A 25785-nucleotide genomic window follows, 5' to 3' on the forward strand; every position below is an offset into this window, starting at 1 on the left:
AGCCTGGCCTGCGTCACGCCCTCCGCCGCCCGGTGTGCGAGCGGAGGCGCCAGCAGGTCTTCGGACTCGGGGATCGACCGGGCGGGGCGCCTTCCCGGGCGTCCGTGGACGCCCAGTGGCCGTGGCCCCGCCCGTTCTCCCTCACCGCTGCGCGTCAGTTCCGGATTCGCACCGGATTCCCTGGCCCAGGTGTGGGTTTGACTGGCTTGCGCAAGTTATCACGCCTGCTCACGGCGTCGTCACGCCCGCTCAGGAGGCGGCTCCGGGCCTCGGCTCGCCCCGGTAGGTGCCGAACGACCAGCGGTTTCCCTCCGGGTCCAGGATGCCGAACTCCCGGCTGCCGTACGGCTTGTCCTCGATCTCCGTGGTGACGCGCACGCCCGCCGCCACGAGGCGCTCGTACAGCTCGTCGACCCGGTCGGTGACGACGTAGGCGCCCGCCGTACCGGGCGTTCCGCAGGTGCCTTCGGGCGCCGAGGGGTCGTACGAGCCGAGCATGACGCCACCGCCCTCGGGCCAGTCGAGCTGGGCGTGGGCGACGCGGTCGCCGTCCTCGTAGACGGCGGTGCGCAGGAAGCCGACGGTGCCGACGAGAAAGTCGATCAGGGCCGGGGCGTCGTTCGCCTGGAGGCCCGGCCAGATGGTGGGCGCGGGGGCGGTCGTGGGCATGGTGTCAGGTGTGGTGTTCATGGCTCTCAGTCTTCGCCCGTGCCGTGCGCCCCGGCTTGGATATTCCGGCACTCTTCGGCCAGCCAGCGGGTCGGGCTCGCCCCCGTGTACTGCTGGAAGTCGCGGACCAGGTGCGAATGGTCGTAATAACCGGTGTCGGCGGCGACCCGGGCGAGGTCGGGGCCCGCGCCCGCCGCGACGGAGCGGACCACCGCGGCCCTCGCGTGCTGGAAGCGCATCAGGCGCGCGGCCTGCTTGGGGCTCAGACCCGTCTCCGCGCGGAACACGGAGGTGAGACGGCGCTCGCTGAGCGCGACGTGCCGGGAGAGACCGCCGACGGTGCCCGTGCCCCGGTGCCTGGCGAGCCAGGCCCAGGCTTCCGCGACCTCGGGGCGCACCGGACCCGCCCCTTCGGCGGCGGCGCGCCGCCGCAGGTAGTCGGCGAGGAGGGCGAAGCGGTCCTCCCAGCGGTCCAGGCCGCAGAGGCGCTCGCGGATCTCCGCGGCCTGTCCGCCCAGGACGTCCGTGCCGCTGGTGACGAGCTCCCCGGCCAGTGCGGCGGCGGGCAGGCCGAGCAGCGCGCGGGCCGCCAGGGGGTGCACGGCGAGCTGGATGCCCGCCTCGTGCTCGGGCTGGACGACGTAGGCGGGGCTCTGGTGCAGGCCGCCCAGGACGATGTCGGTGCGCACCGCGTCCCCGCCGGTCGCCCGGTCCGGTGTGCTGCCGGTGGCGATGGGTCCGTCGAGGGAGAAGATCACGGTCAGATACGGCGAGGGCAGGCCCCGGTGCAGGGCGGGGCGCTGTCCGGCGGTGCGGTAGCCGACCGCCGAGACGACCATGCCGTCCAGCCGGGGGACGGCCCTGACGAACTCTTGGGAGCCCATGCGACCAGTATGCGCGGCACCACTGACACGGTCCCGGCGGCGGCCTCCGCCGCGCTCTCGGCGTCCGGTTCGACTACCCGTGTTCCCCTGCTCCATGCCCGGCGCGCACGGTGACTTCGATCATGGGAAACGACGGCGCGGCCTCGTACCATTGCGCGCCGCTCCGGACGGGGCCGCACACCGCTCTCAGGAACGGCAGGACACCGCAGACATGGCAGTACGAGCAAAGAACAAGCCCGCCCTCATCGGCGCTCTGGGGGCGCTCGCCGCCGCCGTCCTCGCGGGCAGCGCGCTCTGGCCGACCTCCGAGGCGAACGCGGCGGGCTCCGCGGCGCAGACCGCGCGGGCGGCGGACAGCGCGGCCGGTGAGCTCTCGCACTGGCCGAAGCCCGTCGCCGAGAAGCTCGGCAAGGTCATCGCGAAGAACGACCACAAGGGCGCGTACGCCGTCTTCGACGCGGACAACACGACGTACCGCAACGACCTGGAGGAGTCCCTTCTCCCCTTCCTGGAGATGAAGGGCGTCCTGACCCGCAAGACGATGGACCCGTCCCTGAAGATCATCCCCTTCAAGGACACGGCGGGGCACAAGGAGAGCCTCTACAGCTACTACAACCGGCTGTGCGAGGTCGACGACCAGGTCTGCTACCCCTGGGCCGCGCAGATCTTCGCCGGCTTCACGCTGAAGGAGCTCAAGGGGTACGTCGACGAGCTCCTGGCGTACAAGAAGCCGATCCCCGCCGAGTACTTCGAGGACGGCAAGCCGACGAAGACCGAGGTGAAGGCGCCCGAGTTCTCGCGCGGCATGCAGCAGCTCTACAAGACGCTGACCGCGCACGGCATCGAGGTGTACGTGGTCAGCGCGGCCAGCGAGGACCTGGTGCGCATGGTGCTCGCCGACCCCGCGTACGGCTACGGCGTGAAGCCGCAGAACGTCATCGGCGTCTCGATGCAGCTCAAGGACCGCAGGACCGGTGAAGTGACCAGCTCCCGCAAGGAGATCGCCGAGGGCCGCTTCGGCGAGAAGGACCGCGCGAAGCTGGCGAAGCGCGAGCTGACGCCGCACCTGTGGGCGCCGCTGACCTGGTACGAGGGCAAGCCCGCGGCGATCAACACCTACATCGACGAGTGGCGGAAGCCGATCCTCGCGGCCGGTGACACCCCGGCGAGCGACGGCCCGATGCTGTTCCACTCGGCCGATGTCGCCCACGGCGGTGTGCGGGTGTGGGTCAACCGCAAGGACTCGTACATGAAGCAGCTCGACGGCATGAAGAAGGAGAACGCCGACCGGCAGCGCGAGCTGGGCCAGAAGGTGACCGCCGACAAGCGGTGGCTGACGGTCACGCCGGACCAGATCGGCTGACCTCCCTCGCCGCGCGGGTCAGTCCCCCAACGGCAGGCACTCGGCGAGCAGTTCGACGACATCGCGCCAGGCCCGCCGCGCGTGCAGCGGGTGGTGGGCGACGCCGGGGAGCACGGTCTGCTCGTGGTCGACCGGCGGGTGGTGGAAGGCGTGCTGGGCGCCGCCGTAGACCACCAGGCGCCAGTCGACGCCCGCCTCCCGCATCTCGGCGGCGAACGCCTCCCGGTGGGCCGGGGACATGATCGGGTCCTCGGAGCCGACCCCGGCCCACACGGGGCAGCGGATGCGCGCGGTCTCTCCGGGGCGGCCCGTGGCCAGGCCGTTGACCGTCCCGATGGCCTTCAAGTCGACGCCGTCGCGCCCGAGTTCCAGCGCGATGATGCCGCCGGTGCCGTAGCCCACGGCGGCGATGCGGTCGGGGTCGGTGCGCGGTTCGGCGCGCAGTACGTCCAGTGCCGCGTGGCCGATCTCCCGCATGCGGTCGGGGTCGGCGAGCAGCGGGGTGGTGCGGGCCAGCATCTCCTGCGGATCGGTGAACCAGTGGCCGCCCCCGTGGAGGTCGAAGGCGAGCGCCACGTAGCCCAGTTCGGCGAGGGCGTCGGCCCTGCGGCGCTGGACGTCGTTGAGGCCCGCGCCTTCGGGACCGAGCAGGACCGCGGGCACGCGGCCGGTCCCGGCGGGCAGCGCGAGGTGCCCGGTCATCGTGAGCCCGTCGGCCGGGTAGGCGACCGTGCGGGTGGTGATCGTCGTCATGGGTCGGGACTGTAGTGATCATCGGGCCCGTATCGGGCGGAACTTAGCCCTCAGCAGAGCGGGGCGCGCCTACGCCAACGCGGCGAAGGCGTCGGCCACTTGAGCCCGGTCGGCGCCGTCCGCGAGGAGCGCGTACAGCAACAGCCGGGCCTTCGGGGCGTCCAGCGTCCCGGCGGAGACGAGGCCGCGGCCGAGCATGTCGTACTCGGATCCTGGCCCCCGGTAGGTGTGGGCGAGCAGCGGGCCCGCGCCGGTGCGTGAGGCGAGGACCACGGGCATGCGCGCGGCGAGCGCGGTGAGCGGTTCGACCAGCCAGGTCGGCACGTGGCCCGCCCCGAACGCCGCCACGACCAGGCCGCCGAATCGCTCGTCCACCGCGTCGAGGAGTTCGCCCCGGTCGCCGAGGGAGAGCGTGACCAGGGCGACGCGGGCGCTGCCGCGCAGGGGCAGCGGACGGGTGACGGTGGGCCGCGCGGGGCGCAGCAGGACGCGCGGCCTGCCCTCGACGACCGCGCCGAGGGGGCCCGCGCCCGGTGACGCGAAGGTCGCCACGGACGTGGTGTGCGTCTTGCGGACGTGGCGTGCCGCGTGGATCTCGTCGGCGATGACCGTGAGGACGCCGAGTCCCGCGCAGCCGGGGTCCGCGGCGACCGCGAGGGCGGCGGCGAGGTTGGCGGGCCCGTCGGCGCCGGGCAGGTCGGGGCGGCGCATGGCCCCGGTCACGACCACCGGAGTGCCGGGCGCACAGGCCAGGTCGAGGAGGAAGGCGGTCTCCTCCAGGGTGTCGGTGCCCTGCACCACGACGACGCCGTGCCCCGCCGCGCGCGCCGCGTCGACGTGTTCCGCGAGGTCGGCGACGTCCTCGAAGGCCAGCGACGAGCTGGGCAGCTTCCGTACGTCGTGGACCTCCACCTCGATGTCCGAGGGCGCCGCGCCCGCCGTGTCGGCGAGGAGCTGCGCCCCGGTCAGCCGGGGTGAACTGCCGCCCCCGCGCGCGGAGATGGTGCCGCCGAGGGTGAACACAGAAACGGTCTTCGCCATGTGCGTGTGCTTATCACACACCCTGTCGCACCCCCTGTCGCGCCCCCTGTCACACCCCTTGTCAGACTCCCGGCAGCGCGCCGATCACTCCTGATTCGATCGCCGTGGTCAGGGCCGCGTGGTCGCGGGCGTTCTGTGCCGCGTAGCGCAGCGCGAAGTCCGCCACGGCGCGGTCGAAGGTGTCGGAGCCGCCCAGGTAGGCGGCTATCGCCAGGCGGTCGCCGGAGCGGGCGTGGGCGCGGGCCAGGGCCGTGCCGCAGAGCCCGGCGTACCAGCGCAGTTCGGCGGTCGACATGGCGGTGATGTCCGCGGAACCCTTCATGTCGCGCAGCTGGCGCCAGTAGAAGGCGCGGCCCTGGGGCCCCGTCATCCAGCCGAGGAAGATGTCGCCCGCGGCCTGGAGCAGCCGCTGGCCCGCCACCACGCGGTGCCCGGGGTGGAGGTAGGGCCCGCTCGGCAGCTGTTCCTCGACGACGGACCGCACCGCCTCCTTGATCTGCAGGAAGAGCGGGTCCCCGGGGTCGCGCCCGGCGAGCAGCACGATGTAGCAGCGGGTGCCGACGCTGCCGACCCCGACGACCTTGCGGGCGGCGTCGACGAAGCGGTAGCGGTCGAGCAGGAGGCGGCGCTCCTCGGAGAGCGTGGAGCGGTAGTCGCCGAAGATCTTGCGCAGGGCGGCCAGGTCGGGGGCGCCCGCGGGTTCGAGCAGCGGCGGGTCGTGGATGATGCGCCGCGCGCCGTCCACGACCTCGGTGAGCTTGCCGAGCGCCTGGAGGCTGGTGCGCCCCCGGGCGTGGTCGAGGCCCGCCTCGGCGCGCTTGCGGTGGCGCGGGGAGCGGATGAGGTCCAGCGCCTCGCGGGCGTCGACGCGCTCGTACCAGACGGCGAGTTCACCGAGTCCGGCCAGGCGCCGCATGCCCTTGCGGTAGGCGGTCACGGCGTCCTGGGCGGCGTCGCGGGCCGCGTTCTCGCCCGCCCCGTTCCCCCGTGCGGCGACCGCGACGCTGGCGGCGAGCCGTTTGACGTCCCATTCGAAGGGGCCCTGGCAGGTCTCGTCGAAGTCGTTGAGGTCGAAGAGCAGGGCGCGCTCCGGCGAGGCGAAGACGCCGAAGTTGAGCAGGTGGGCGTCGCCGCAGAGCTGCACGGTGAGGCCGGTGTGCCGCAGTACGGCGAGGTCGCCCGCCATGACGGCGGCGGCGCCGCGCAGGAAGGCGAACGGGGACGCGGCCATCCTGCCGTAGCGGATGGGGAGGAGTTCCTGGACGCGGTCCACGCCCTGGCGTTCCAGGACGGCCACCGGGTCGGGGCGGTCCGCGGAGGGGATCCAGGCCGCGTGCGAGGAGCGTGAGGCGCGTTTGCGGGCCGCCTTGCCGGCACGGGCGCGCTCCTCCTGGGTCGCCATGCTCGCTCCCCTCTCGCGTCTCGCGCTCGCGGCGGGCACGGGGTGCCTCGCGGGCGTCGGCCTGCCCTCATCAGCAGCCAATGCGGCCGCGGTCGCCTGCGCATGCCGGGTACGCCGAACGGGTGAGCGACGCCGGGCCCCTCATCGGCGCCCCTGCTCAGCGCCCCCGGGTGCCTCCTCGGCGGTCGCCCACGCCGCGACCTGCTTGGCGAGCGCGCCGCCCGCCCGGGTCCAGGCGAAGTGGTCGAGGCGGCCGCCCGCCTCGTGGGCGGTGTAGTGGCGGCGGGTGAGGCGGGCGGCCGGAACCTTGCCGACGAGGTGGTCGAGCGCGCCGGGCGGTGCGAAGGTGTCGCCCTCCACGGACACGGCGAGCACCGGCAGGTCGAGCGCGCGCAGCGCCGCCTCGTAGTCGAGCGCGGAGCCCTTGCCCGAGTAGCGGCCGGTGCGCCCCTGTCTCGCCCAGTCGCGCATGACGCCCTTGGGCTGATCGCCGCCGAAACGGAACCGCCTGCCGGGCCAGCGGCCGAGGACGGTCGACGCCGCAGCGGCGAACAGCTCACCGAGGAGCAGCGCGGGCCCGCGCAGCCGTCCGTACGCCCGGAACCACACGGAACCCGAGGCGACGAGGACCACCCCGTCGACGCCGGGCCCGACGCCCAACGCGGCGTGCACCAGAACGAGTTGACCGCCCAGGCTGTGACCGAGCAGATGCAGGGGCGGCTCGGGGCCGAGCTCGGCGCGGACCGCCGAGACGATCGCGGGCAGGTCCTCCTCGACGACGGCGCGGTAGCCGTGGTCGAGGGCCGCGCGGTCGGTGACGTGCGGGGTCGACTCGCCCTGGCCGCGCAGGTCGACGGTGAGCGCCGTGAGCCCCTCGTCGTGGAGCTGGCGCGCGAAGCGTCGGTAGAAGCGGGCGGGCGTGCCCATCGCGGGCAGGATCAGCACGGCGGGCGCGGGCGGCGGCCCCGGCGCGGGTCCCGAGCCCGACGGCAGGAAGCGGTCGGGGGCGGGGGCGAGCAGGGCGCGGACGGGAAAGCGGGCGCCGTCCGGGAGTTGGGCGGTGGTCAGGAGCGGCAGCTCGCCGACGGGTTGCTGCTGGGTCATGTGGCACAGCATGCCCCGTCGCACAATTGTCCGCACAGGCCCCTGCCGGGGCCGTCCGGGAAACGCGCGAAGTGCCGGGCCCGCCGGGGCAACTCCCCCGGCGGGCCCGGCACTTGCTCGACGCCTTCGCCGCACCGCTCAGCGGCTGTACCGCATCAGGGCGCGCACCATGTGGCACGTGATGTCGGAGGGCGGGTGGATCCCGATGTCCTCCGCCATGCTCCGTATCGTCGTGTTCTTCGCCTGGTTCGGCATCCACACGCCCGAGTCGAGCAGGGCGATGGCCAGGCGCATGGCCTTGAGGCGGCGGTTGTGGGTGATGTACCACTCCCGGGGGCGTCCGGCCGGCAGGGCCTTCTTCTCCCGTGGCACGTAGGGCAGGTCGAACAGCACGGACCTCGGCGTGGACTTCGTCTTCGATGTGAGTGCGGCAGCGGGCACAGGCATCCTCCTGTCGCGGTCAGGACCCCCCGTCGGGCGCCCTCGAACACTACTGTGATTCTACTGCGCGGCACTGACAATCGCCGCTGGCCAGACGGGCTTTGAGGTATTCGAACAAGACCTCGCCGCGAGCTCTGTTGCGGGTGATTCGCGGGTAGCGTGTGCGGCATGGAGATCTGGATCAACCCCGCCTGTTCGAAGTGCCGCAGCGCCCTCACCCTGCTCGACGCGGAGGGCGCCGACTACACCGTGCGCCGCTACCTGGACGACGTGCCCACCGAGGACGAGATCCGCGCCGTGCTCGACCGGCTCGGCCTCGAACCGTGGGACATCACCCGCACCCAGGAGGCCGCCGCCAAGGAGCTCGGCCTCGCCGACCGTGCGGCGTGGCCGCGCGACGCGTCGGGCCGCGACCGCTGGATCGGGGCGCTCGCCGAGCACCCCAAGCTGATCCAGCGCCCGATCATCACGGCGGACGACGGCACGGCCGTGGTGGCGCGGACCGAGGAGGCGGTGCGGGACGCACTGTCCCGCTGAACCCGTCCCGCTGATCCCGGCCCGCCGACCTCGTCCCGCTGAGCCGAACCTGACCGCAGGTCGATGGCCAATCCCCGGCAAACCGTTACAAACAGCTGCCTAGCGTTGAGGGCTCCACAGTCCACGACCGGACGCACGATCCGGCGGACGGAAAGGAGCGCGCCGTGCGGAGCTGGATGTTCGGGGGCGTATACGGAACGGTCCTCGCGAGCGCGCTGCTCGCGGCGCTCCAGTCGGAGGGCACCCCCTACACGCCCTACTACGACGCGGCCTGGGTGATGGTGACCGCGGGCACGGCCGCGCTCGCGCACGGCTACGCGCACCACATGTCCACGCACCGGCCGGGCTCGGGCATCCACCGCTGGCGCCAGTTGGCCCTGACGCTCGTCGACGAGTGGCCGGTGATCGTCGCCTGCTGGCCCACGGTGATCCTGCTCCTGCTCGCGGGCGCCTTCGGCTGGCCCGAGTCCCCCGTCACGTACACCGGACTGCTCCTGAACGCCGCGCTCCTCTTCGCCTGGGGCACGACCGCGGCGCTGCGCGTCGGCTACCGGCGGCGCTCGGCCGTCCTGATCGGCGGCGCGGACGCGACGATCGGCCTGGCCATCGCGGCGGCCAACGCCGTCATCAAGTGAGGCCCGGACAGAGCACCGAGCGGGGCGTCGCGTGAGCTGAGCCACAGTCGCCCCAGGTAACACGGGGTTCACATCAGAGCAACGGTCGGGAAATCGCCGGTTGCCAGGCTGCCGCACATCACCACGGCACCGCAGCACCCGCACGTTCTGCGCCGTACCGAACGTTCTAAGGATGAGGCCCCGTGACCTTCAAGGCTGAGTACATCTGGATCGACGGCACCGCGCCGACCGCCAAGCTCCGCTCCAAGACGAAGATCCTCGCGGACGAGGCGAAGGGCGCCGAGCTCCCGCTGTGGGGCTTCGACGGATCCAGCACGAACCAGGCCAAGGGTCATGCGTCCGACCGCGTCCTCAAGCCCGTCTTCACCTGCCCCGACCCGATCCGCGGCGGCGACGACATCCTCGTCCTGTGCGAGGTCCTCAACACGGACATGACGCCGCACGAGTCCAACACCCGTGCCGAGCTCGCCGAGGTCGAGGCCCGCTTCGGCGCGCAGGAGCCGATCTTCGGCATCGAGCAGGAGTACACCTTCTTCGAGGGCGACCGCCCGCTCGGCTTCCCCGTCGGCGGCTTCCCCGCCGCGCAGGGCGGCTACTACTGCGGCGTCGGCGCGGACGAGATCTTCGGCCGTGACATCGTCGAGGCGCACCTGGAGCACTGCCTCACGGCGGGCCTCGGCATCTCCGGCATCAACGCCGAAGTGATGCCGGGACAGTGGGAGTTCCAGGTCGGCCCGCTCGCCCCGCTCGAGGTCTCCGACCAGCTGTGGATCGCCCGCTGGCTGCTCTACCGCACCGCCGAGGACTTCAAGGTCTCCGCGACCCTGGACCCCAAGCCGGTCAAGGGCGACTGGAACGGCGCGGGCGCGCACACCAACTTCTCCACCAAGGCGATGCGCGAGGGCTACGCGCCGATCATCACCGCCTGCGAGGCCCTCGGCGAGGGCTCCAAGCCCCTCGACCACGTCAAGAACTACGGCGCGGGCATCGACGACCGCCTCACCGGGCTGCACGAGACCGCCCCGTGGGACGAGTACAAGTACGGCGTCTCCGACCGGGGTGCCTCGGTCCGCATCCCGTGGCAGGTCGAGGTGGAGCAGAAGGGCTACATCGAGGACCGCCGTCCGAACGCCAACGTCGACCCGTACGTCGTGACGCGGCTCCTGGTCGACACCTGCTGCGCCGCCCTGGAGAAGGCCGGGCAGGTCTGATCCCGACGCGTACGACGAGGGGGTGCCCATCGATTCCGGTGGGCGCCCCCTCGTCGTACGACGGCGTGAGCTGGCCCACCCGGAGCGGGGTGCAATTCCGGCCAAGAGGCGCCAAGCGGCCGTATCACTGGGCGAGAGGGAACTGCCGGTAACCGTCCCATCTGCTTCAATAGGGGTCATGGGAAGCCACCGGATCACCTCGACAGGTCGTCATGACCTCGAGCCGTTCTGGCCTTCCCGTCAGCACCACGACTTCGACCGGGTGTGTTGCCCCGCGATGAACGCGCGGGCCCTCTAAAGCCGTTCACCCGGCCTTCGCCTGACGCGCACGACGTACGTCTCGTTCTCGACGACTCCTTCTTCGCGCGAAAGAGCTGACTCCACCATGGCGAACTCCCGTTCCTTCTCCGTCTCCGCCTCCTCCTCCGCCCTCACCGCTCCCGTCTCCCCCGCCCGGGGACGACTGCGGGCCGTGGCCCCCGACGAGGTCGTGCAGATCTCCGACTTCCTGCCGCCGGGCGCCACTTGGCTGCCCGCGCCGCAGCACACCCTGCCGAGCCTGCCCGGACAGCCCCCGATGGTCGGCTACCTCGTCCTGGTGCCCGCCGGGCAGGAGCCCGTCGCCGCGGAACCCGTCGTCCCCGACGTCAGGCCCGCCGCCACCGGGCCCGTCAGGATCGACACGGTGCAGCGCGCCGCCGAGGTGGACGGGCGCGCGCTCGACCTCACGTACCTGGAGTTCGAGCTGCTCGCCCATCTCGTCGCGCACCCCCACCGGGTGCACACCCGCGACCAGTTGGTGACCACGGTGTGGGGCTACGGCCACGTGGGCGACGGACGCACCGTCGACGTGCACATCGCCAGGCTGCGCCGCAAGCTCGGCGCCGACCACCGCAGGACGATCCAGACGGTGCGACGGGTCGGCTACAAGTACGCGCCGCCCTCCGTCGGCGCCTCGACGCAGCACTGATCCGTCTGCCGCGAGCAGAAACGGGTTCCCCCGGGCGGGGGTCCGGCGGCAGAGTCGAGGTCATGAGACTTCTGATGCTGGGTGGTACGGAGTTCGTGGGACGCGCGGTCACCGAGGCGGCCCTCGCCCGGGGTTGGGAGGTGACCGTCTTCCACCGCGGTCATCACCCGGCGCCCGAGGGCACCCGGGCCCTGCACGGCGACCGCCTTGCCGACGGCGGCCTCGCCGCGCTCGCCGACGGCGAGTGGGACGTGGTGGTCGACACCTGGTCGGCGGCGCCGCGGGTGGTGCGCGAGTCGGCCGGGCTGCTCGCGGGCCGCGCGGGGCGGTACGTCTACGTGTCCAGCGGATCCGTGTACCGCTATCCCGGCGCGGCCGGATCCGCCGAGGACTTCCCCGTGGTGGACGGCGATCCGGACGCGGGGGCGACGGCGTACGCGGAGGACAAGCGGGGCGGCGAGCTCGCCGCCCTCGCCGAGTTCGGAGCCGAGCGGACGCTGCTCGCGCGGGCGGGGCTGATCCTCGGCCCGTACGAGAACATCGGGCGGCTGCCGTGGTGGCTGAACCGGGTCGCGCGGGGAGGTCCCGTGCTCGCCCCCGGGCCCCGGGACATGGGCATCCAGTACATCGACGTACGGGATCTCGCGGAGTGGATCGTCGACGCGGCGGCGGCCGGGCTACACGGCCCCTACAACCTGGTCTCGCCCGTCGCGCACACGACGATGGGGGAGCTTCTCGAGGCGTGTGTCGCCGTGGCGGGGGCGGAGGACGCGGAGCTGCGGTGGACGTCGCCCGAGGTGATCGCCGCCGCGGGGATCGAGCCGTGGATGGAGCTGCCGGTGTGGGTGCCTCCGGTCGGTGAGCTGTACGACACGTTGCACGTCACGTCCGTGGACAAGGCGGTGGCCGCGGGGCTGCGGGCCCGGCCCGTCGCCGAGACCGTGCGCGACACGTGGGACTGGCTCCGGAGCCTCGGCGGGGTCGCTCCCCAGCGGGGGGACCGGCCGGTCGTGGGGCTCGACCCCGCCAAGGAGGCGAAGGTGCTGGGGCTTTGACGTGGTGTACCCCCGGCGCGGATTCCTCCGCGCCGGGGATACGCCATAAGGCCCTGTCGCGTCAACGGTTGGTCGGCACCGGGGCGTTATCACTGGGCCGGGATCCACCGTGCGGAACGCCTGCCCACGACGTGGGCGCCTCTTCCTCGCCGTGCGAGACCTTCGGCAGCCAGGAGAGCCAGCGCGGGGTGTGCCAGTTGCGGTCGCCCAGGAGGGTCATCAGGGACGGGAGCAGGATCATCCGGACCAGCGTCGCGTCCAGGAGGACCGCCACCCCGAGGCCCACGCCCATCTGCTGCATGTCCTGCATGGACAGCGTGCCGAAGACCGCGAAGACCGCCACCATGATCACGGCCGCCCCCGTCACCGCGCCCGCCGTGCGGGTGATGCCCTCGCGGATCGCCGAGCGGTTGTCCATGCCCCGGTCGCGGGACTCGCGGATCCGGGAGACCACGAAGACGTGGTAGTCCATGGAGAGTCCGAAGAGGACGACCAGGACGAACAGCGGCATCCAGTTCTCGATCGCGCCGACCTTCTCCGAGCCGATCAGCTCCGCGCCCCAGCCGTGCTGGAAGACCGCGGTCATCACGCCGTAGGCGGCGCCCACCGACAGCAGGTTGAGCGCGATCGACGTCACCGCGATCACCAGCGAGCGGAAGCTGAACAGCATCAGGAGGAAGGTCACCGCGGCGATGAAGGCGAAGACCGGGACGATGCCCTTGCTGAGCTGGTCGCTGAAGTCCTCGGACGAGGCCAGGTCACCGCCGACGTAGGCGTGGGCTTCCACCCCGTCGAAGGCCGCGGGCACGGTGTCGTCGCGCAGTTCACGCAGGGCCTTCTTCGCCTCGGCGTCGGTACCGTCGCCCGGCAGCGGGACCGCGATCTCGGCGACGTTCGACGCCTTGTGGACGGTGAGTTCGGCGTTCTCGCCCGCCTTCTTCGTCAGCGAGCCGAGCGCGGCGCGCACCGGCTGCGCCTGGATGTCGTCGGCCTCGACGACCACCCTGGCCGGGGCGGGACCGCCGGGGAACTTCTCGGTGATCTTCTCGTACGAGACGGAGAGCGGCGCGTCGGAGCCGAACTGCTTCTCCAGGCCCAGCTGTTCGGTCTTCATGCCGAGCGCGGGCGCGGCGAGCGCGAGCAGCACCACGGCGGCGGCGACGGCGAAGAACCTCGGGTGGTTCAGGACGGGCCGCAGGACGCGCCCCGCCATGGCGCCACCGGCGTGGGCGCCGCGCCGGGAGCGCCGGTTCAGGAAGGGGATGCGGCCCGCGTCGATGCGGTCGCCGAGCCCGGCGAGCAGCGCGGGCAGGACGGTGACGGAGCCGAGCATCGCCACGCACACCACGAGGATGGTGGCGAGCGCGAAGCCCTTGAAGAGGAGCAGGCCGGAGAGGAACATGCCCGCCATCGCGACCATCACCGTCAGGCCCGAGACCAGGACGGCCCGGCCGCTGGTGGCCGCCGCGATCCGCAGCGCGGTGTCCGCGTCGTGCCCCGCAGCCCGCTCGTCGCGCTCGCGCCGCAGGTAGAAGAGGCAGTAGTCGACGCCGACCGCGAGGCCCATCAGGAACATCACCGAGTAGGTCGTCTCGAACAGGTGCAGCTGGTGGCTGGCGAGCGAGAGCAGACCGAAGGCGCCCACGCACGCGGTGAGCGCGAGGCCCACCGGGAGCAGCGCGGCGACCACGGCCCCGAAGGCGACCAGGAGAATGCCGAGGGCCAGCGGCACCGCGGTGAACTCGGCCTTCTTCAAGTCGTCGGCGAGCAGGTCGGAGAGGTGCTTCTGGGAGCTCGCGTCGCCGAACTGGTAGACGGAGACGCCGTCCGCGGCCCCGTCCTCCTTGGCCCGCGCGACCGCGTCGAGCACGGGCTGCACGCGGTCGACGGCCTCGTCGGACGGGCCCTTGATCTCGAAGCGGAGCAGCGCGTCCTTGCCGTCCTTCGAGGGCAGCGGCGCCTGGACGTCGCGCACCTCGCCGGTGGCGGTCAGCGCCTTCGACAGGTCGGCCGCCGCGTCCCGCCAGCCGTCGGCCGTCCGCGTGCCGACCATGACGAGTTCGCCCGCGGGCTCGTCGATGCCCGCGTCCTTGAGGATCGTCTCGGCCCGGCCCGATTCGCCGACCCCCATCTCGTCCTCGGAGGCGGTGACCATGCCGGAGGCCCCGCCGATGACCGTGGCGAGGACCACGAAGAGCAGCCAGCCGAGGATGGCCGTCTTCCTGTGGTGTGCGCTCCACACACCGAGTCGTGCCGCGAGGTTGCGCCGCATGGCGTTCCGCCCCCATAAGTCTGCGTGAGTAAACGTCGGATAAGACGCCACTCACGCTAGGAATCCGGGGCCCGACGCCCCAGCCGCCGAGACCCCCTCTCCCCGAAGCACAGGGCGAGGCCCCGGGGGTGTCGTCAGGTACACCCCCGCCCGGGTGGGGGACCCAGTGACCCGCACCCCCGTGACCAGGGAGACTGTCCTTCTGACAGGCAGCTCGAGGAGAGGGACATCATGGGGACATCACGGGTGGGAGGGGCCGTGATAGCGGGTGCGCGCGGCCTGTATCTGGCGGTCGTCTCGCTGGCCGGCGGGATCATCTTCTTCGTCAACGCGGTCCTGGCGATCGCCTTCATCCCCCTGGGCATCGGCGTGCTCACCACACCGCTGGTGCTCACCTACCTGCGCAAGTACGCCAACCTGCGCCGCGTCCAGGCCGGTGAGTGGTCGGACGTCCACATACCGATCCCGTACCGGCCCTTCCCGCCGAACATGCGGCGGGGACTCATGGGACAGGTCGACCGCTGCCACCTGATGCTGAAGGACCCGGCGACCTGGCGCGATCTGCAGTGGCTGCTCGTCGACATGACCGCGGGCTTCGTCGTCGCGATCTTCGCGCCCGCGCTGCTCCTCTACATGCTGTACGGCTGGGTGCTCGCCTTCGGCGTGTGGGAGCCCATCTACAACGCGGGCGGCGGCGAGTGGTACGCCTTCATCCACGTCACCTCGCAGACCGACGCGAACTACGCGGCCGCGCTCGGCACGGCCCTGTTCGTCCTCGGGATCTTCGTGAACCCCGCCCTCATCCGCACCCACTTCCGCCTCGCGCGTACGTTCATCGCCCCCACCACGAGCATGCGCGAGCGTGAACTGGCGCTGCGCGTCGACCACTTGACGGAGACCCGGCACGACGCCGTGGACACCTCGGCCGCCGAGCTGCGCCGCATCGAGCGCGATCTGCACGACGGGGCGCAGGCCCGACTGGTCGCCATGGGCATGGACCTCGGCACCATCGAGGCGCTCGTCGAGTCGAACCCCGCCAAGGCCAAGGAACTGCTCGCCAAGGCCAGGCAGAACTCCGGCGAGGCCCTCACCGAACTGCGCGACCTGGTCCGCGGCATCCACCCGCCGGTCCTCGCCGAACGCGGCCTCGGCGACGCGGTCAAGGCCCTCGCGCTGCGGCTCCCCGTCAGCACCGAGGTCGACGTAGAACTGCGGGGCAGGGCCGAGGCGCCGGTCGAGTCGGCGGCGTACTTCGCGGTCAGCGAGTCCCTGACGAACGTCATCAAGCACGCGGGCGCCGACCGCATCTGGGTCGACCTGCACCACTCCGAGGGCATGCTGCGCATCGCGGTCACCGACAACGGCAAGGGCGGCGCCGCCCTCGGCACCGGATCAGGGCTGAGCGGGATCGAACGCCGACTCGGTACATTCGACGGCGTACTGGCCGTCAGCAGCCCGGTTGGCGGCCCGACCATGGTGACCATGGAGATCCCTTGCGAGTTGTCCTAGCCGAAGACCTCTTCCTGCTGCGCGACGGCCTGGTGCGGATGCTGGAGGCATTCGACTTCGAGATCGCCGCCGCGGTGGAGAGCGGGCCCGAACTCACCAAGGCCCTCGCGGAGTTGCAGCCGGACGTCGCCGTCGTCGACGTCCGGCTTCCGCCGTCCCACACCGACGAGGGCCTCCAGTGCGCGCTCGCCGCGCGCCGGGCCAAGCCGGGCCTGCCGGTCCTCGTCCTCTCGCAGCACGTGGAGCAGCTGTACGCCCGCGAGCTGCTCGCCGACGGCACCGGCGGCGTCGGCTACCTCCTCAAGGACCGGGTCTTCGACGCCGCACAGTTCATCGACGCCGTACGCAGGGTGGCGGCGGGCGGCACCGCGATGGACCCGCAGGTGATCCAGCAGCTCCTCTCCCGGCGCTCCGCCGACCAGCCGCTCGGCGCGCTCACCCCGCGCGAGCGCGAGGTCCTCGAACTCATGGCGCAGGGCCGGTCGAACGCGGCGATCGCGGCGCAACTCGTGGTCACGGAACGGGCCATCGCCAAACACACGTCCAACATCTTCGGGAAACTCGATCTCCCCGTTTCCGACGACGACAATCGGCGTGTGCTCGCGGTGCTTGCGTATTTGGACCAGGGACGCTGAACGCCTCGGATTCCTGATGCGTATGTAACCCCATGGGACGTACCTCACGAAAACGATCGAGGCTGGCGCGACGCATGGTCGCCGCGTCCGCGGCGTTACTCCTGGGCGGCGGCGGACTGATCGCCGTGAACGTCTACGCGAACGCCGAAGAAGGCGCGGATCAGCCTCCCCCACAGAGCGCCGGGCAGCAGGTGTCCACCATCAGCTGCCCGGACGTGGCCAATCAGCTTCCCGACGTGCCGGACGCGGCGCGCGGCGAGGTCGATCGGCGGCTCGCGGATCTGGACACCCAGATCACGCAGGCGTACGACGCGTTCGGCAGGACACAGGACAAGGAGTCCGTGCTCCCTCCGCTGGAAGAGCAGCGGAGGGGCACGCTCGGCGAGATCGGGCGGTCCATGGAACAGGCAGGCGCACGGCCCGACGGCCTGGACGGCATGGCGCCGTGCACCCTGCGCGCGGCCGACCAGGAGCAGCGACCACCGCAGAAGGGCAACGGACCCGAGGCCGCTGACTTCGTGGACATCACGTCCATCCGGCCCAATGCCGAACGCCCCAGGGAACGCCGCGGCGCCTCCCGCGGCACCTTCACCACGCAATGCGGTCGGAACGCGAACGGCAAATTCAATCCCGACAACGTCATCGTCGCGCCCGGCGTGAGCAATGGCGCTCACCACATGCACGATTACGTCGGAAATCAGGCGACGGACGCCTTCTCCAGCGATCAGGATCTCGCGAACGGCAGGACGAGCTGCCGCAATCAGGCAGACAAGTCGACCTATTACTGGCCCGTCCTGCGGCTGCGGAACGGAAAGGACGAGAACGACGCGGGAGCCGACGGCGGCGGCAAGGACCAGAACGTCGGCGAGATCCAGACCCCGGCCTCCGTCACATTGAAGTTCACCGGAAATCCGACGGGAAAGGTCGTCGCGATGCCGCGCTTCCTGCGGATCATCACCGGTGACGCCAAGGCGTTCACGAACGGCGACGCCAACGCCAACGCCTCCTGGAGCTGCACCGGATTCGAGAACCGTCAGCTGAAGGACAAGTACCCGATCTGCCCCCGGGGCAGCGACGTCGTGCGCACCTTCAGGTTCCAGAGCTGCTGGGACGGCCGCAACACCGACAGCGCCAACCACCGTACGCACGTGGCCTTCGCCGACCCCCGCACCGGCGCCTGCCCCCAAGGCTTCCGGGCCATCCCCCAGCTGGTGCAGCGCATCGTCTACGACGTGCCGCCGGGCCCGGGGTTCGCCGTCGACTCGTTCCCCGAGCAGCTGCACAAACCCGTCACCGACCACGGTGACTTCATCAACGTCTTCGACCAGAAGCTGATGCGGCGCGTCGCGAGCTGCGTCAACTCCGGGCAGCGCTGCGCCTGATCACCCTGGCGCTCATCCCCCATGGCCGTGGTGGCCGCCGTGCAGGGACGCGGCGGCCACCACGGCTCCGCCGAGCCGCTGCCGCAGCGCCGAGATGTCCCGGGCGGTGCCGACCGCGACCCAGCTCCCGCCGACGAGGTACGTGCCCCCGTAGTCGTTCGCCTCGTCGAGCCATTCGGCCTGGCCACGGGCGTTTGTAAAGGTTACGAGCACGTAGTGCCGGGCACCTTTGTCACAGGTGGCCTGCCGCAGTTCGGCCGCGTCCGTCTGGACCTCGGGCCTGCACCGCGCCCTGGCCGCCAGCTGCTCCAGGCTGCCGCTCGCCGTGTCCGGTGTGCCGTCACCCTGTGAGCCGCACCCCGCCACCGCGAGCAGCACTCCCATCGTCATGCCCAAAAGCGCACTTCGCGCTGGACTCATCGTCCCACCAGACCCTTCCGGCGAGCCGAACTCGCCATCTTCTTCCGCACCGTTGAGCACGGGGGACCACGCGATTACCGTGCGCCGGGTCCTTCAACACAGGGGGTACACATGTCCGATCCATCCCGCCGTACCGTCCTCGGCACCGCAGGAGCGCTCGGCCTCGGCGCCGCCGTGGGCGCGGTGGCGCCGACGGCCCACGCCACCGGGCCCGGTGGACCCGCAGGGGGCCCTTCCTTCGATACGGATTCCGCGCGCGCGGCACTCAACAGACTCCTGCCGCATCACGCGGAACAGATCCGTCTCAGACTCGTCCCCGCGCGGGGCCGCGAGGACCGCTTCCGGGTCACCGGGACCACCGGACGGATCGAGGTGTCGGGCACCACGCCCGCGGTGCTGCTCACCGGCGTCCACTGGTACCTGAAGTACGTGTGCGGCGCCCACATCACCTGGAACGGCAGCCAGTTGGACCTGCCACACCGGCTGCCCGCCCCCGCCGGGCCGCTGGAGCGGACCACCTCGCTCCCCCACCGCTTCGCCCTCAACGACACCAACGACGGGTACACCGCGCCGTACGCCGACTGGACGTACTGGGAGCGGATGATCGACGTACTCGCCCTGCACGGCTGCAACGAGGTCCTGGTGATCGCGGGCACCGAGGCCGTCTACCACCGCGTACTCAAGGACTTCGGCTACACCGACGCCGAGGCCAGGGCCTGGCTGCCCGCGCCCTCGCACCAGCCGTGGTGGCTGCTGCAGAACCTCTTCGGGTACGGCGGGCCGCTCTCGGACCAACTCATCGCCGACCGGGTCGCGTTGGGCCAGCGCATCGTGCGGCGGCTGCGCGAACTCGGCATCAATCCCGTCCTCCCCGGCTACTACGGGAACGTGCCCGACGGATTCGTCCAGCGCAACGGCGGCGACGCCCACGTCGTGCCGCAGGGCGTCTGGCACGGCTTCAAGCGGCCCGACTGGCTCGACCCGCGCACCACCGCCTTCGCCGAGGTCGCCGCCTCCTTCTACCGGCACCAGGAACAACTCTTCGGCCCCGCCTCGTACTTCAAGATGGACCTGCTCCACGAGGGCGGCACCGCCGGTGACGTACCCGTGCCCGCGGCGGCGCGCGGCGTGGAGAAGGCCCTGCGCACCGCGCGGCCCGGCGCCACCTGGGTCATCCTCGGCTGGGAGGCCAACCCGCTGCCCGCGCTCCTCGACGCCGTCGACAAGAAGCGGATGCTGATCGTGGACGGCGTCAGCGACCGGTACGCGAAGGTCACCGACCGCGAGAAGGACTGGGGCGGCACGCCGTACGCCTTCGGCACCATCCCCAACTTCGGCGGACGCACCACGATCGGCGCCCGCACCCACCTCTGGAACGAGCGGTTCTTCGCCTGGCGCGACAAGGCGGACAGCGCCCTGGTGGGCACCGCGTTCATGCCCGAGGCCACCGACAGAGACCCCGCCGCCTTCGAGCTCTTCTCCGAACTGGCCTGGACGAAGTCCGCGGTGGACCGGGCCGACTGGTTCTCCTCGTACGCCGACTTCCGCTACGGCGGCCGCGACCACGAGGCGCGCGCCGCCTGGCGGGCCCTGCACGACACCGCCTACCAGCACACCGCCGTGGAACGCAGTGACGCCCACGACTCCCTCTTCGCCGCTCGCCCCGACCTCGCGGCCAACCGCGCCGCCGAGTACGCGCCGCGCGCCCTCACCTACGACCCCGGGCGCTTCGACGCCGCGTTCGCCGGGCTGCTCGGGGTGCGCGGGGCGCTGCGGGGCAGCGCCGCCTACCGCTACGACCTGGTGGACGTGGCCCGCCAGGCCCTGGCCCACCGCAGCCGCCAGCTCCTGCCGCAACTGCGACGCGCCTACACCCGTGGCGACCGCACCGCCTTCACCGCCCTGTCCACCCTGTGGCTACGCCTGATGCGCCTCGGCGAGGAACTGACGGGAACGGTCCCCGCCTTCCTGCTCGGCCCCTGGATCGAGGCGGCCAGACGGATGGGCACGACGGACGCGGAACGCGCCGAGTTCGAACGAACGGCGAAGGTCCTCATCACCGTCTGGGGCGGCCGCGACACCTCCGACGCCGGCAAGCTCCACGACTACGGCAACCGCGAGTGGCACGGACTCATGGGCGACTTCTACGTCCCCCGGTGGCAGCGGTGGCTCGACGAGCTCTCCGACGCTCTGGCCACGGGCCGCGAGCCGAAGGCGGTCGACTGGTTCGCGGTCGAGGAGCCGTGGACGCGCGCACGCAAGGACTACACACTGCGGCCGACAGCCGACGCGTACCGCACGGCTTCACGCATCAGGAACGTACTCGCCCGCGCCCCCTACCAGGGCACGCTGGAGGTCACCGCCGACCCGCCCGCCCTGCCGCCCGGCGGCCACGGACGCGTCACCGCGCTCTTCCACAACGTCAACGGCCTGCGCGCCACGGGTCGCGTCGACTTCACCCTGACCGGCGTCGACGCGGACCCCTCAGGCCCCGTCGCCCTGGACCGGGTGGCACCCGGCGGCACAGGGCGTGCGGCCTGGCGGGTCCGCACACCGGGAACCCCGCTCGACCGCCCGCTGCGCCCCCTCCCGTACGAACTCTCCGTGCGATACGGGCCTCAGGGAGAAGCGAGGGTACGAGCAGTGGCCGAGGGAGCGCTGTTCGAAGCCGGACCCCTCACCGACGGCTGGCGCACCTACTCCAACAACGGCGCCGTGTTCGGCGAACTGGACGGCCGATTCGCGATCCACGGCGGCGGCACCGACCTGTGGAAGGGAACGACGGAGTTCGGCTCCCTGTACCGGGAGGCCGCCCTGTCGGACGGCGTCTCCGCAACCGTCCGTGTCGACTCCCAGGAGACGACAGGCCCCTGGGCCCGAGCAGGCATCATCACCCGCAACTCCCTCCCCACCCCCGGCTCCCACGGCTTCGTCGACCTCGCGGTCACCCCTGCCAACGGCGTCGTCCTCTCCTACGACACGAACGGCGACGGCACCCTGGACACCTACAAGCGGATCACGGGCATCAAGGCACCGGTGCTGCTGCGGTTGACGCGGGGGCCGGGGGGCGTGTTCACGGGCTCCTGCTCGACGGACGACGGTCAGACGTGGCGGACGGTGGCGTCGGTGACGGTGCCGGGGGCCGCAGGGGCCGGGATGGACGTGGGCCTGTTCATGAGCGCGACGAACGGGGGCGACGGGGCAAAGGGACTGGCGGAGTTCAGCCGGTGGCGTCTCGGGTAACCGGCGCAGCCCCGTGGGGGTGGTCCTTCACACCCCCACCCCCACCGGTGCGCGGCCGCTTCTCGACGTGAGGGGACGTGGCGGTATGAAGCGCGATCCGGTGCGGATCAACGGGTGGGTGGGCATCCGGCGCGAAGCGGCGGGCCAGTCACCCGAAAGCGAGGCCCAGGGGCCAGGCAAGGTGACCATCTCACCATTCCCTCGTTTAGCTGAACGTGTCGTCGAAAGCGCAGACCCACCCCAAGCCCCACCCCCAGCCCCGGAACAACGCCAACGCCAGCGCGAGCGCCACCGCGCCCGTAGACGTGGAACAGGCCGAGGCCGCCCTCGTCGAGCACTACCCGCGGCTCGTCAGGATCGCCTACCTCGTGCTGCCGCCGAGCCTCGGGCGCAACCGCCGCGTGTTGACCGCCCACGCCCTGGCGCAGCGCGCGCTGCCGCGCGGCAGGAAGTCGGCGGACGAGGTCGTCGTCCCGGCGCAGCGCGGTGCGCGCGAGCGCGAGCGGCGCAACGGTGACCCGGGCTACGCCTACGTACGACTGCGGGTGGTGCGCACCGCGCTGGAGGCGGGACTGCCGCTGACGTGGAAGGCGTGGCCCAAGCGGTCCCAACTGCCGCCGCTGCTGCCGCAGGTGCGGGGCCTGCGACTCTTCCCCCGGTCCGGCGGCTCCGACGAGCTCGACCTGGACCAGCGGCTCTCCGCGCTGTCCGGTGCCGCACGCGCGGCGTACGTGCTGCGCGGTCTCGAACGGCTCGACGACTCCGACGTGTTCGACCTGCTCGCCGCCGCGGGCTGCGCGGACCCCGGTGACGCGCTCGCGGAGGCGGATGACGTCGAGGCCGGGTACGAGCTCCTGGAGTCGCCGGAGTTCGACCCCTGTTCGCTGCACGCGCGGCCGACGGACCTGATGCGGCGCAGGCAGCACATGAAGGCCGCGGGCGTGGCTGCCGCGGCCGCGCTCGTGTGCGGGGCGCTGCTCGGGCTGCCCGGTGACGGCTGGAGCCCCGACGGCGCCGCCGCCCCTCCCTACGCCCGCAATCCGGCGGGTCAAGCCGCCCTGGATCCCGGCAAGTTGACGACCGCCGCCGCGGGCTCGTGGAAGCGTTCGGCGCGGACGGACTTCTCCGTGTGGCCCGCGCGCGGCGATCTCGTCGGCGATCAGGCGCTGTTGCGGCGCGCGCTCGCCGTGTGGGCGCGGCCCGGCGAGTCCGTTCAGGTCTCCGCCACGCCGGGCACCCCGGCGGGCGCACCGCCGGGGCCCGCGCAGTTGCTCTTCGCCGGTGACGTGGACGAGACGCGGGTCGTGCTGCTCTACGACGGCCTGCGCATCGCCCGGTACGCCGAGCCGAAGGAGGGCACGAGCGGCGCCGCCCTGGACTTCGCGCGGGTGGACGGCGCGACCGGCGCGGAGGCGAACGCCGTGGTGGTCAGCCGCGCCGACGGCAACGTCCGCTACCTCACCGCCCCCTGGATCGGCTCCGCCGCGGTGAGCGATCTGCTGAAGCCCGCCGCGAAGGCGCTGCCCCTGCACCGCTCGGCGGACGGCGTCACCGACCCCTTCGCCAGTCCGGCGACCGCCCGCGAGTGCACCTCGTGGAACGCGCTGCGCCTTCGCGACAACTCCGGCACGGTCCGGATGTCGAGCGACCTCGGCGAACTCGTCCCGGCCCACCTCACGTCGGGACGGCCGGGGGCCCCGCGCGAGGCGACGCCCGCGCAGTGGGCCAAGTCCGCGTGCTCCCTCGCCTCGGTGCGCTCGCACGGCGTACGGTCCGTGAACTCCTGGGCGTACGCCCGTCAGACGCTGCCCGAGGCCAACGGCGCGGCCGCGTGGGTCTGCACGCGCGCCGACACCTGGCAGGGCGGCGGCAGCCGGATCCTCGCGCAGTTCCAGACGTCGGGCCCCACCGGGGCGGTCGCGGCGAAGGCCGAGGACTCGCCCGCGTGCGGCAGCAGGGATCCGCTGGTCCTCGCGGGCGTCCTGTGGAAGTCGCGCGCCGGGAACTGGTACCTGCTCGGCGCGGGCAGCAGGGACGTCACGTCGGTCACCGCCTCCGGCGGCGAGCGCGTGAGCGGCCACGTGCTCGCCGTGCGGACGGAGCGGGGCACCAGGGCCCGGCTCAGCGGCGAGCTGGCCGACGGCCGGAAGGTCTCGACCTTGCGGTAGGCGCAAAGTTCCCGCCGCAGACCCCTGTACCCCCGCGACTACCCATCAGTACATTGACGCCATGTCTAATACGCAGGGCCGGGCGCCCAAGCCCCTCGCGTCCGAGCACATACCGCTCAAGGCACGCAACGTCTCCTTCTCCTGGGAGAAGACACCGCTCCACTGGCTCCCGAACGACCCGTTCACCACGCACACCATCAACGTGCTGCACCTGCTCCTGCCCGCGGGCGAGCGCTGGTTCGTGCACGTCTACAAGCAGGTGCTCCCGCTCATCCGCGACGAGCGGCTCCGCGAGGACGTGATCGGGTTCATCGGCCAGGAGGCCATGCACTCGCAGGCCCACGACGAGGTCCTGCCGCACCTCAAGGAGCAGGGGCTCGACCCGACGCCGTACACCGCACAGGTCGACTGGCTCTTCGAGAAGCTGCTCGGCGACCGGACGCTGCCGCCCGGCAAGGCGCGCCGATGGTGGCTGATGGAGCGGGTCGCGATGATCGCGGCCATCGAGCACTACACCGCCTTCCTCGGCGACTGGGTGCTCAACGCCGACGAGCTGGACCGCAGGGGCGCCGACCCGACCATGCTGGACCTGCTGCGCTGGCACGGCGCGGAGGAGGTCGAGCACAGGTCCGTCGCCTTCGAGCTGTTCATGCACGTCGACGGGAGCTACCGGCGCCGGGCGAGGACCTGGGCCACCGCCTTCAGCGCGCTGGTCTTCCTGTGGCAGCGCGGCGCGCGGTTCTTCATGGAGAACGACCCGACGCTCGTCGACGGCCGCGCGAGCTTCACGGACTTCTACCGCAGCGGGCGCGCGGGGACCCTGCCCACCACCGGAGCCATGATCCGGTCCATCCCCCGCTATCTGAGCCGGAGTTACCACCCCTCCCAGGAGGGCAGCACGGCACAGGCCGTCGCCTATCTCGCCTCGTCCCCCGCCGCCACCGCCGCCGAGAAGGGCGCCGCCTGACATGCCCCGCATCCGCACCGTCGCCCTCGTCGCGGGCGTCGCCCTGCTCACCCGGCGGGCCATGCGCCGCCGCATCGACGCCTCCCCGCTGTGGCCGCTGCCCGCCCTGGACGAGCCGGTCTCCGGGCAGCCGCGCTCGCGTGCGCTGCGGCTGCGCGTGGCCCGGCACGAGAGCGTCGCCGACGGCGTCGTCCAACTGCGGCTCACGGGCGAGCGCCTGCCCGCGTGGCGGCCCGGCGCCCATCTGGACCTCGTCCTGCCGTCCGGGCTCGTGCGGCAGTACTCGCTCTGCGGCGACCCCGAGGACTCCTCCTCGTACACCGTGGCGACCCGCCTGATCCCCGCCGGGCAGGGCGGCAGGGGTGGCTCGCGCGAGGTGCACGAGGAGCTGCGCGAGGGCGTCGAGGTGGAGGTGCGCGGGCCGCGCAACCGCTTCCCGCTCACCGAAGCGCCGTCGTACGTCTTCGTGGCGGGCGGCATCGGGATCACGCCGATCCTGCCGATGCTGCGGGCCGTCGACGCGGCGGGGGCGGACTGGCGGCTGCTGTACGGGGGGCGTTCGCGGGCCTCGATGCCCTTCCTCGAAGAGGTCGAGAAGCTCGGCGGCCCCTCGGGCGAGCGGGTCACCGTCGTCGCGCAGGACGAGGACGGGCTGCCGGATCCGGCCGTCTTCCTGGCCGACCGCGCGCCGGGCACCGCGGTGTACGTGTGCGGGCCCGAGCCGCTCATGGACGCCGTCGCCGAGGCGCTGCCCGCGGACTGCACGCTGCACCTGGAACGGTTCACGCCGCGCGCCGCCACCGGCGGCGACACCGCCTTCGAGGTCGAACTGCGGCGCAGCGGACGCACGGTGGCGGTCCCCGCCGACTCCACGGTGCTCGCCGCCGTCCGCGCCGAGCTGCCGAACACAGCGTACTCGTGCGCGCAGGGCTTCTGCGGGACGTGCCGACAGGGAGTCCTGGAAGGGGAGGTCGACCACCGCGACGAGCTGCTCACGGACGCGGAGCGGGACGGTTCGATGCTGATCTGCGTCTCGCGTGCGCGCGGCGAACGGATCGTCCTGGACATGTGAGCCCCCTGGACATGTGAGACATGCCGTACCTGTGAACTGCCGTACGGGACCG

Annotated in this window: 22 protein-coding genes and 1 riboswitch; of the genes, 13 read left to right on the forward strand and 9 right to left on the reverse strand. The window is 72.2% G+C overall.

Translation table 11 applies throughout. The features are described 5' to 3' along the window. Window positions 1-33 precede the first annotated feature (33 nt). Window positions 34-221: riboswitch (cobalamin riboswitch) on the reverse strand. 28 nt (window positions 222-249) lie between these two features. Both KY5_RS11065 and KY5_RS11070 read right to left on the reverse strand, forming a co-directional pair. Further along, window positions 250-690, reverse strand: coding sequence for a VOC family protein (locus KY5_RS11065; protein WP_234362686.1), 441 nt, complete (start codon window positions 688-690; stop codon window positions 250-252). A gap of 5 nt (window positions 691-695) precedes the next feature. Then, entirely contained in the window at window positions 696-1553 is an 858-nt protein-coding gene (locus KY5_RS11070) for an AraC family transcriptional regulator (RefSeq protein ID WP_098242078.1), read from the reverse strand. A 211-nt stretch (window positions 1554-1764) separates the two neighbouring features. Here KY5_RS11070 and KY5_RS11075 point away from each other — a divergent pair, with 211 nt between their 5' ends. Next, complete coding sequence (locus tag KY5_RS11075) at window positions 1765-2916, forward strand: HAD family hydrolase (protein ID WP_098242079.1); 1152 nt, start codon at window positions 1765-1767, stop codon at window positions 2914-2916. Between the two features lie 18 nt (window positions 2917-2934). Here KY5_RS11075 and KY5_RS11080 read toward each other — a convergent pair whose 3' ends face one another. The 5 genes from KY5_RS11080 to KY5_RS11100 form a co-directional block, all read right to left on the reverse strand. Further along, window positions 2935-3669: a dienelactone hydrolase family protein gene (locus tag KY5_RS11080; protein ID WP_098242080.1), complete on the reverse strand. Its 735-nt coding sequence runs from the start codon at window positions 3667-3669 to the stop codon at window positions 2935-2937. Between the two features lie 69 nt (window positions 3670-3738). Next, a complete protein-coding gene (locus KY5_RS11085; protein ID WP_098242081.1) occupies window positions 3739-4710 on the reverse strand; it encodes an asparaginase in 972 nt (323 codons plus the stop codon). A gap of 61 nt (window positions 4711-4771) precedes the next feature. Then, window positions 4772-6112, reverse strand: coding sequence for a DUF2252 domain-containing protein (locus tag KY5_RS11090; RefSeq protein ID WP_098242082.1), 1341 nt, complete (start codon window positions 6110-6112; stop codon window positions 4772-4774). 141 nt (window positions 6113-6253) lie between these two features. Next, window positions 6254-7216 carry an alpha/beta fold hydrolase gene (locus KY5_RS11095; RefSeq protein WP_098247172.1) on the reverse strand — a complete coding sequence of 321 codons (963 nt, stop codon included), beginning with the start codon at window positions 7214-7216 and terminating at the stop codon, window positions 6254-6256. 138 nt (window positions 7217-7354) lie between these two features. Further along, complete coding sequence (locus tag KY5_RS11100; protein WP_098242083.1) at window positions 7355-7657, reverse strand: hypothetical protein; 303 nt, start codon at window positions 7655-7657, stop codon at window positions 7355-7357. Window positions 7658-7825: 168 nt separating this feature from the next. Between KY5_RS11100 and KY5_RS11105 the strand changes: the two genes are divergently transcribed. From KY5_RS11105 to KY5_RS11130, 5 genes are all read left to right on the forward strand, one after another. After that, on the forward strand, window positions 7826-8194 hold the full coding sequence (locus KY5_RS11105) for an arsenate reductase family protein (protein WP_098242084.1): 369 nt from the start codon (window positions 7826-7828) through the stop codon (window positions 8192-8194). A gap of 164 nt (window positions 8195-8358) precedes the next feature. Next, complete coding sequence (locus tag KY5_RS11110; protein WP_098242085.1) at window positions 8359-8829, forward strand: hypothetical protein; 471 nt, start codon at window positions 8359-8361, stop codon at window positions 8827-8829. 182 nt (window positions 8830-9011) lie between these two features. Beyond that, the gene (glnII, locus tag KY5_RS11115; RefSeq protein ID WP_098242086.1) at window positions 9012-10040 is read left to right on the forward strand and encodes a glutamine synthetase; all 1029 of its coding nucleotides are present in this window, start codon (window positions 9012-9014) and stop codon (window positions 10038-10040) included. Window positions 10041-10425: 385 nt separating this feature from the next. After that, entirely contained in the window at window positions 10426-11010 is a 585-nt protein-coding gene (locus KY5_RS11125; protein WP_098242088.1) for a winged helix-turn-helix domain-containing protein, read from the forward strand. Window positions 11011-11072: 62 nt separating this feature from the next. Then, window positions 11073-12065 (forward strand): NAD-dependent epimerase/dehydratase family protein, encoded by a 993-nt coding sequence (locus KY5_RS11130; protein ID WP_098242089.1) that lies wholly within the window; start codon window positions 11073-11075, stop codon window positions 12063-12065. 61 nt (window positions 12066-12126) lie between these two features. Here the strand turns inward: KY5_RS11130 and KY5_RS11135 are convergent, their stop codons facing one another. After that, window positions 12127-14337: an MMPL family transporter gene (locus tag KY5_RS11135; protein WP_199843028.1), complete on the reverse strand. Its 2211-nt coding sequence runs from the start codon at window positions 14335-14337 to the stop codon at window positions 12127-12129. 231 nt (window positions 14338-14568) lie between these two features. Between KY5_RS11135 and KY5_RS11140 the strand changes: the two genes are divergently transcribed. The 3 genes from KY5_RS11140 to KY5_RS11150 are packed head-to-tail and all read left to right on the forward strand — an operon-like array spanning window position 14569 to window position 17863. Next, a complete protein-coding gene (locus KY5_RS11140; RefSeq protein ID WP_098242090.1) occupies window positions 14569-15846 on the forward strand; it encodes a sensor histidine kinase in 1278 nt (425 codons plus the stop codon). Further along, window positions 15831-16481, forward strand: coding sequence for a LuxR C-terminal-related transcriptional regulator (locus tag KY5_RS11145; protein ID WP_098242091.1), 651 nt, complete (start codon window positions 15831-15833; stop codon window positions 16479-16481). Before KY5_RS11140 ends, KY5_RS11145 begins: the two co-directional genes overlap by 16 nt. Before the next feature lie 32 nt (window positions 16482-16513). Further along, complete coding sequence (locus tag KY5_RS11150) at window positions 16514-17863, forward strand: DUF1996 domain-containing protein (protein ID WP_098242092.1); 1350 nt, start codon at window positions 16514-16516, stop codon at window positions 17861-17863. 12 nt (window positions 17864-17875) lie between these two features. On the opposite strand, the gene KY5_RS11155 is transcribed toward KY5_RS11150, so the two are convergent. Further along, window positions 17876-18253: a hypothetical protein gene (locus KY5_RS11155; RefSeq protein WP_234362687.1), complete on the reverse strand. Its 378-nt coding sequence runs from the start codon at window positions 18251-18253 to the stop codon at window positions 17876-17878. Between the two features lie 141 nt (window positions 18254-18394). Here KY5_RS11155 and KY5_RS11160 point away from each other — a divergent pair, with 141 nt between their 5' ends. From KY5_RS11160 to KY5_RS11175, 4 genes are all read left to right on the forward strand, one after another. Continuing rightward, the gene (locus KY5_RS11160) at window positions 18395-21526 is read left to right on the forward strand and encodes an alpha-N-acetylglucosaminidase (RefSeq protein WP_098242094.1); all 3132 of its coding nucleotides are present in this window, start codon (window positions 18395-18397) and stop codon (window positions 21524-21526) included. 215 nt (window positions 21527-21741) lie between these two features. Next, entirely contained in the window at window positions 21742-23694 is a 1953-nt protein-coding gene (locus KY5_RS11165) for a hypothetical protein (protein ID WP_098242095.1), read from the forward strand. A 61-nt stretch (window positions 23695-23755) separates the two neighbouring features. Further along, complete coding sequence (locus KY5_RS11170; RefSeq protein ID WP_098242096.1) at window positions 23756-24661, forward strand: metal-dependent hydrolase; 906 nt, start codon at window positions 23756-23758, stop codon at window positions 24659-24661. A 1-nt stretch (window position 24662) separates the two neighbouring features. After that, window positions 24663-25733, forward strand: a complete 1071-nt coding sequence (locus KY5_RS11175; protein WP_098242097.1) for a PDR/VanB family oxidoreductase — start codon at window positions 24663-24665, stop codon at window positions 25731-25733. Window positions 25734-25785 lie beyond the last annotated feature (52 nt).

It is taken from the genome of Streptomyces formicae, assembly GCF_002556545.1.
Lineage (GTDB): Bacteria > Actinomycetota > Actinomycetes > Streptomycetales > Streptomycetaceae > Streptomyces > Streptomyces formicae_A.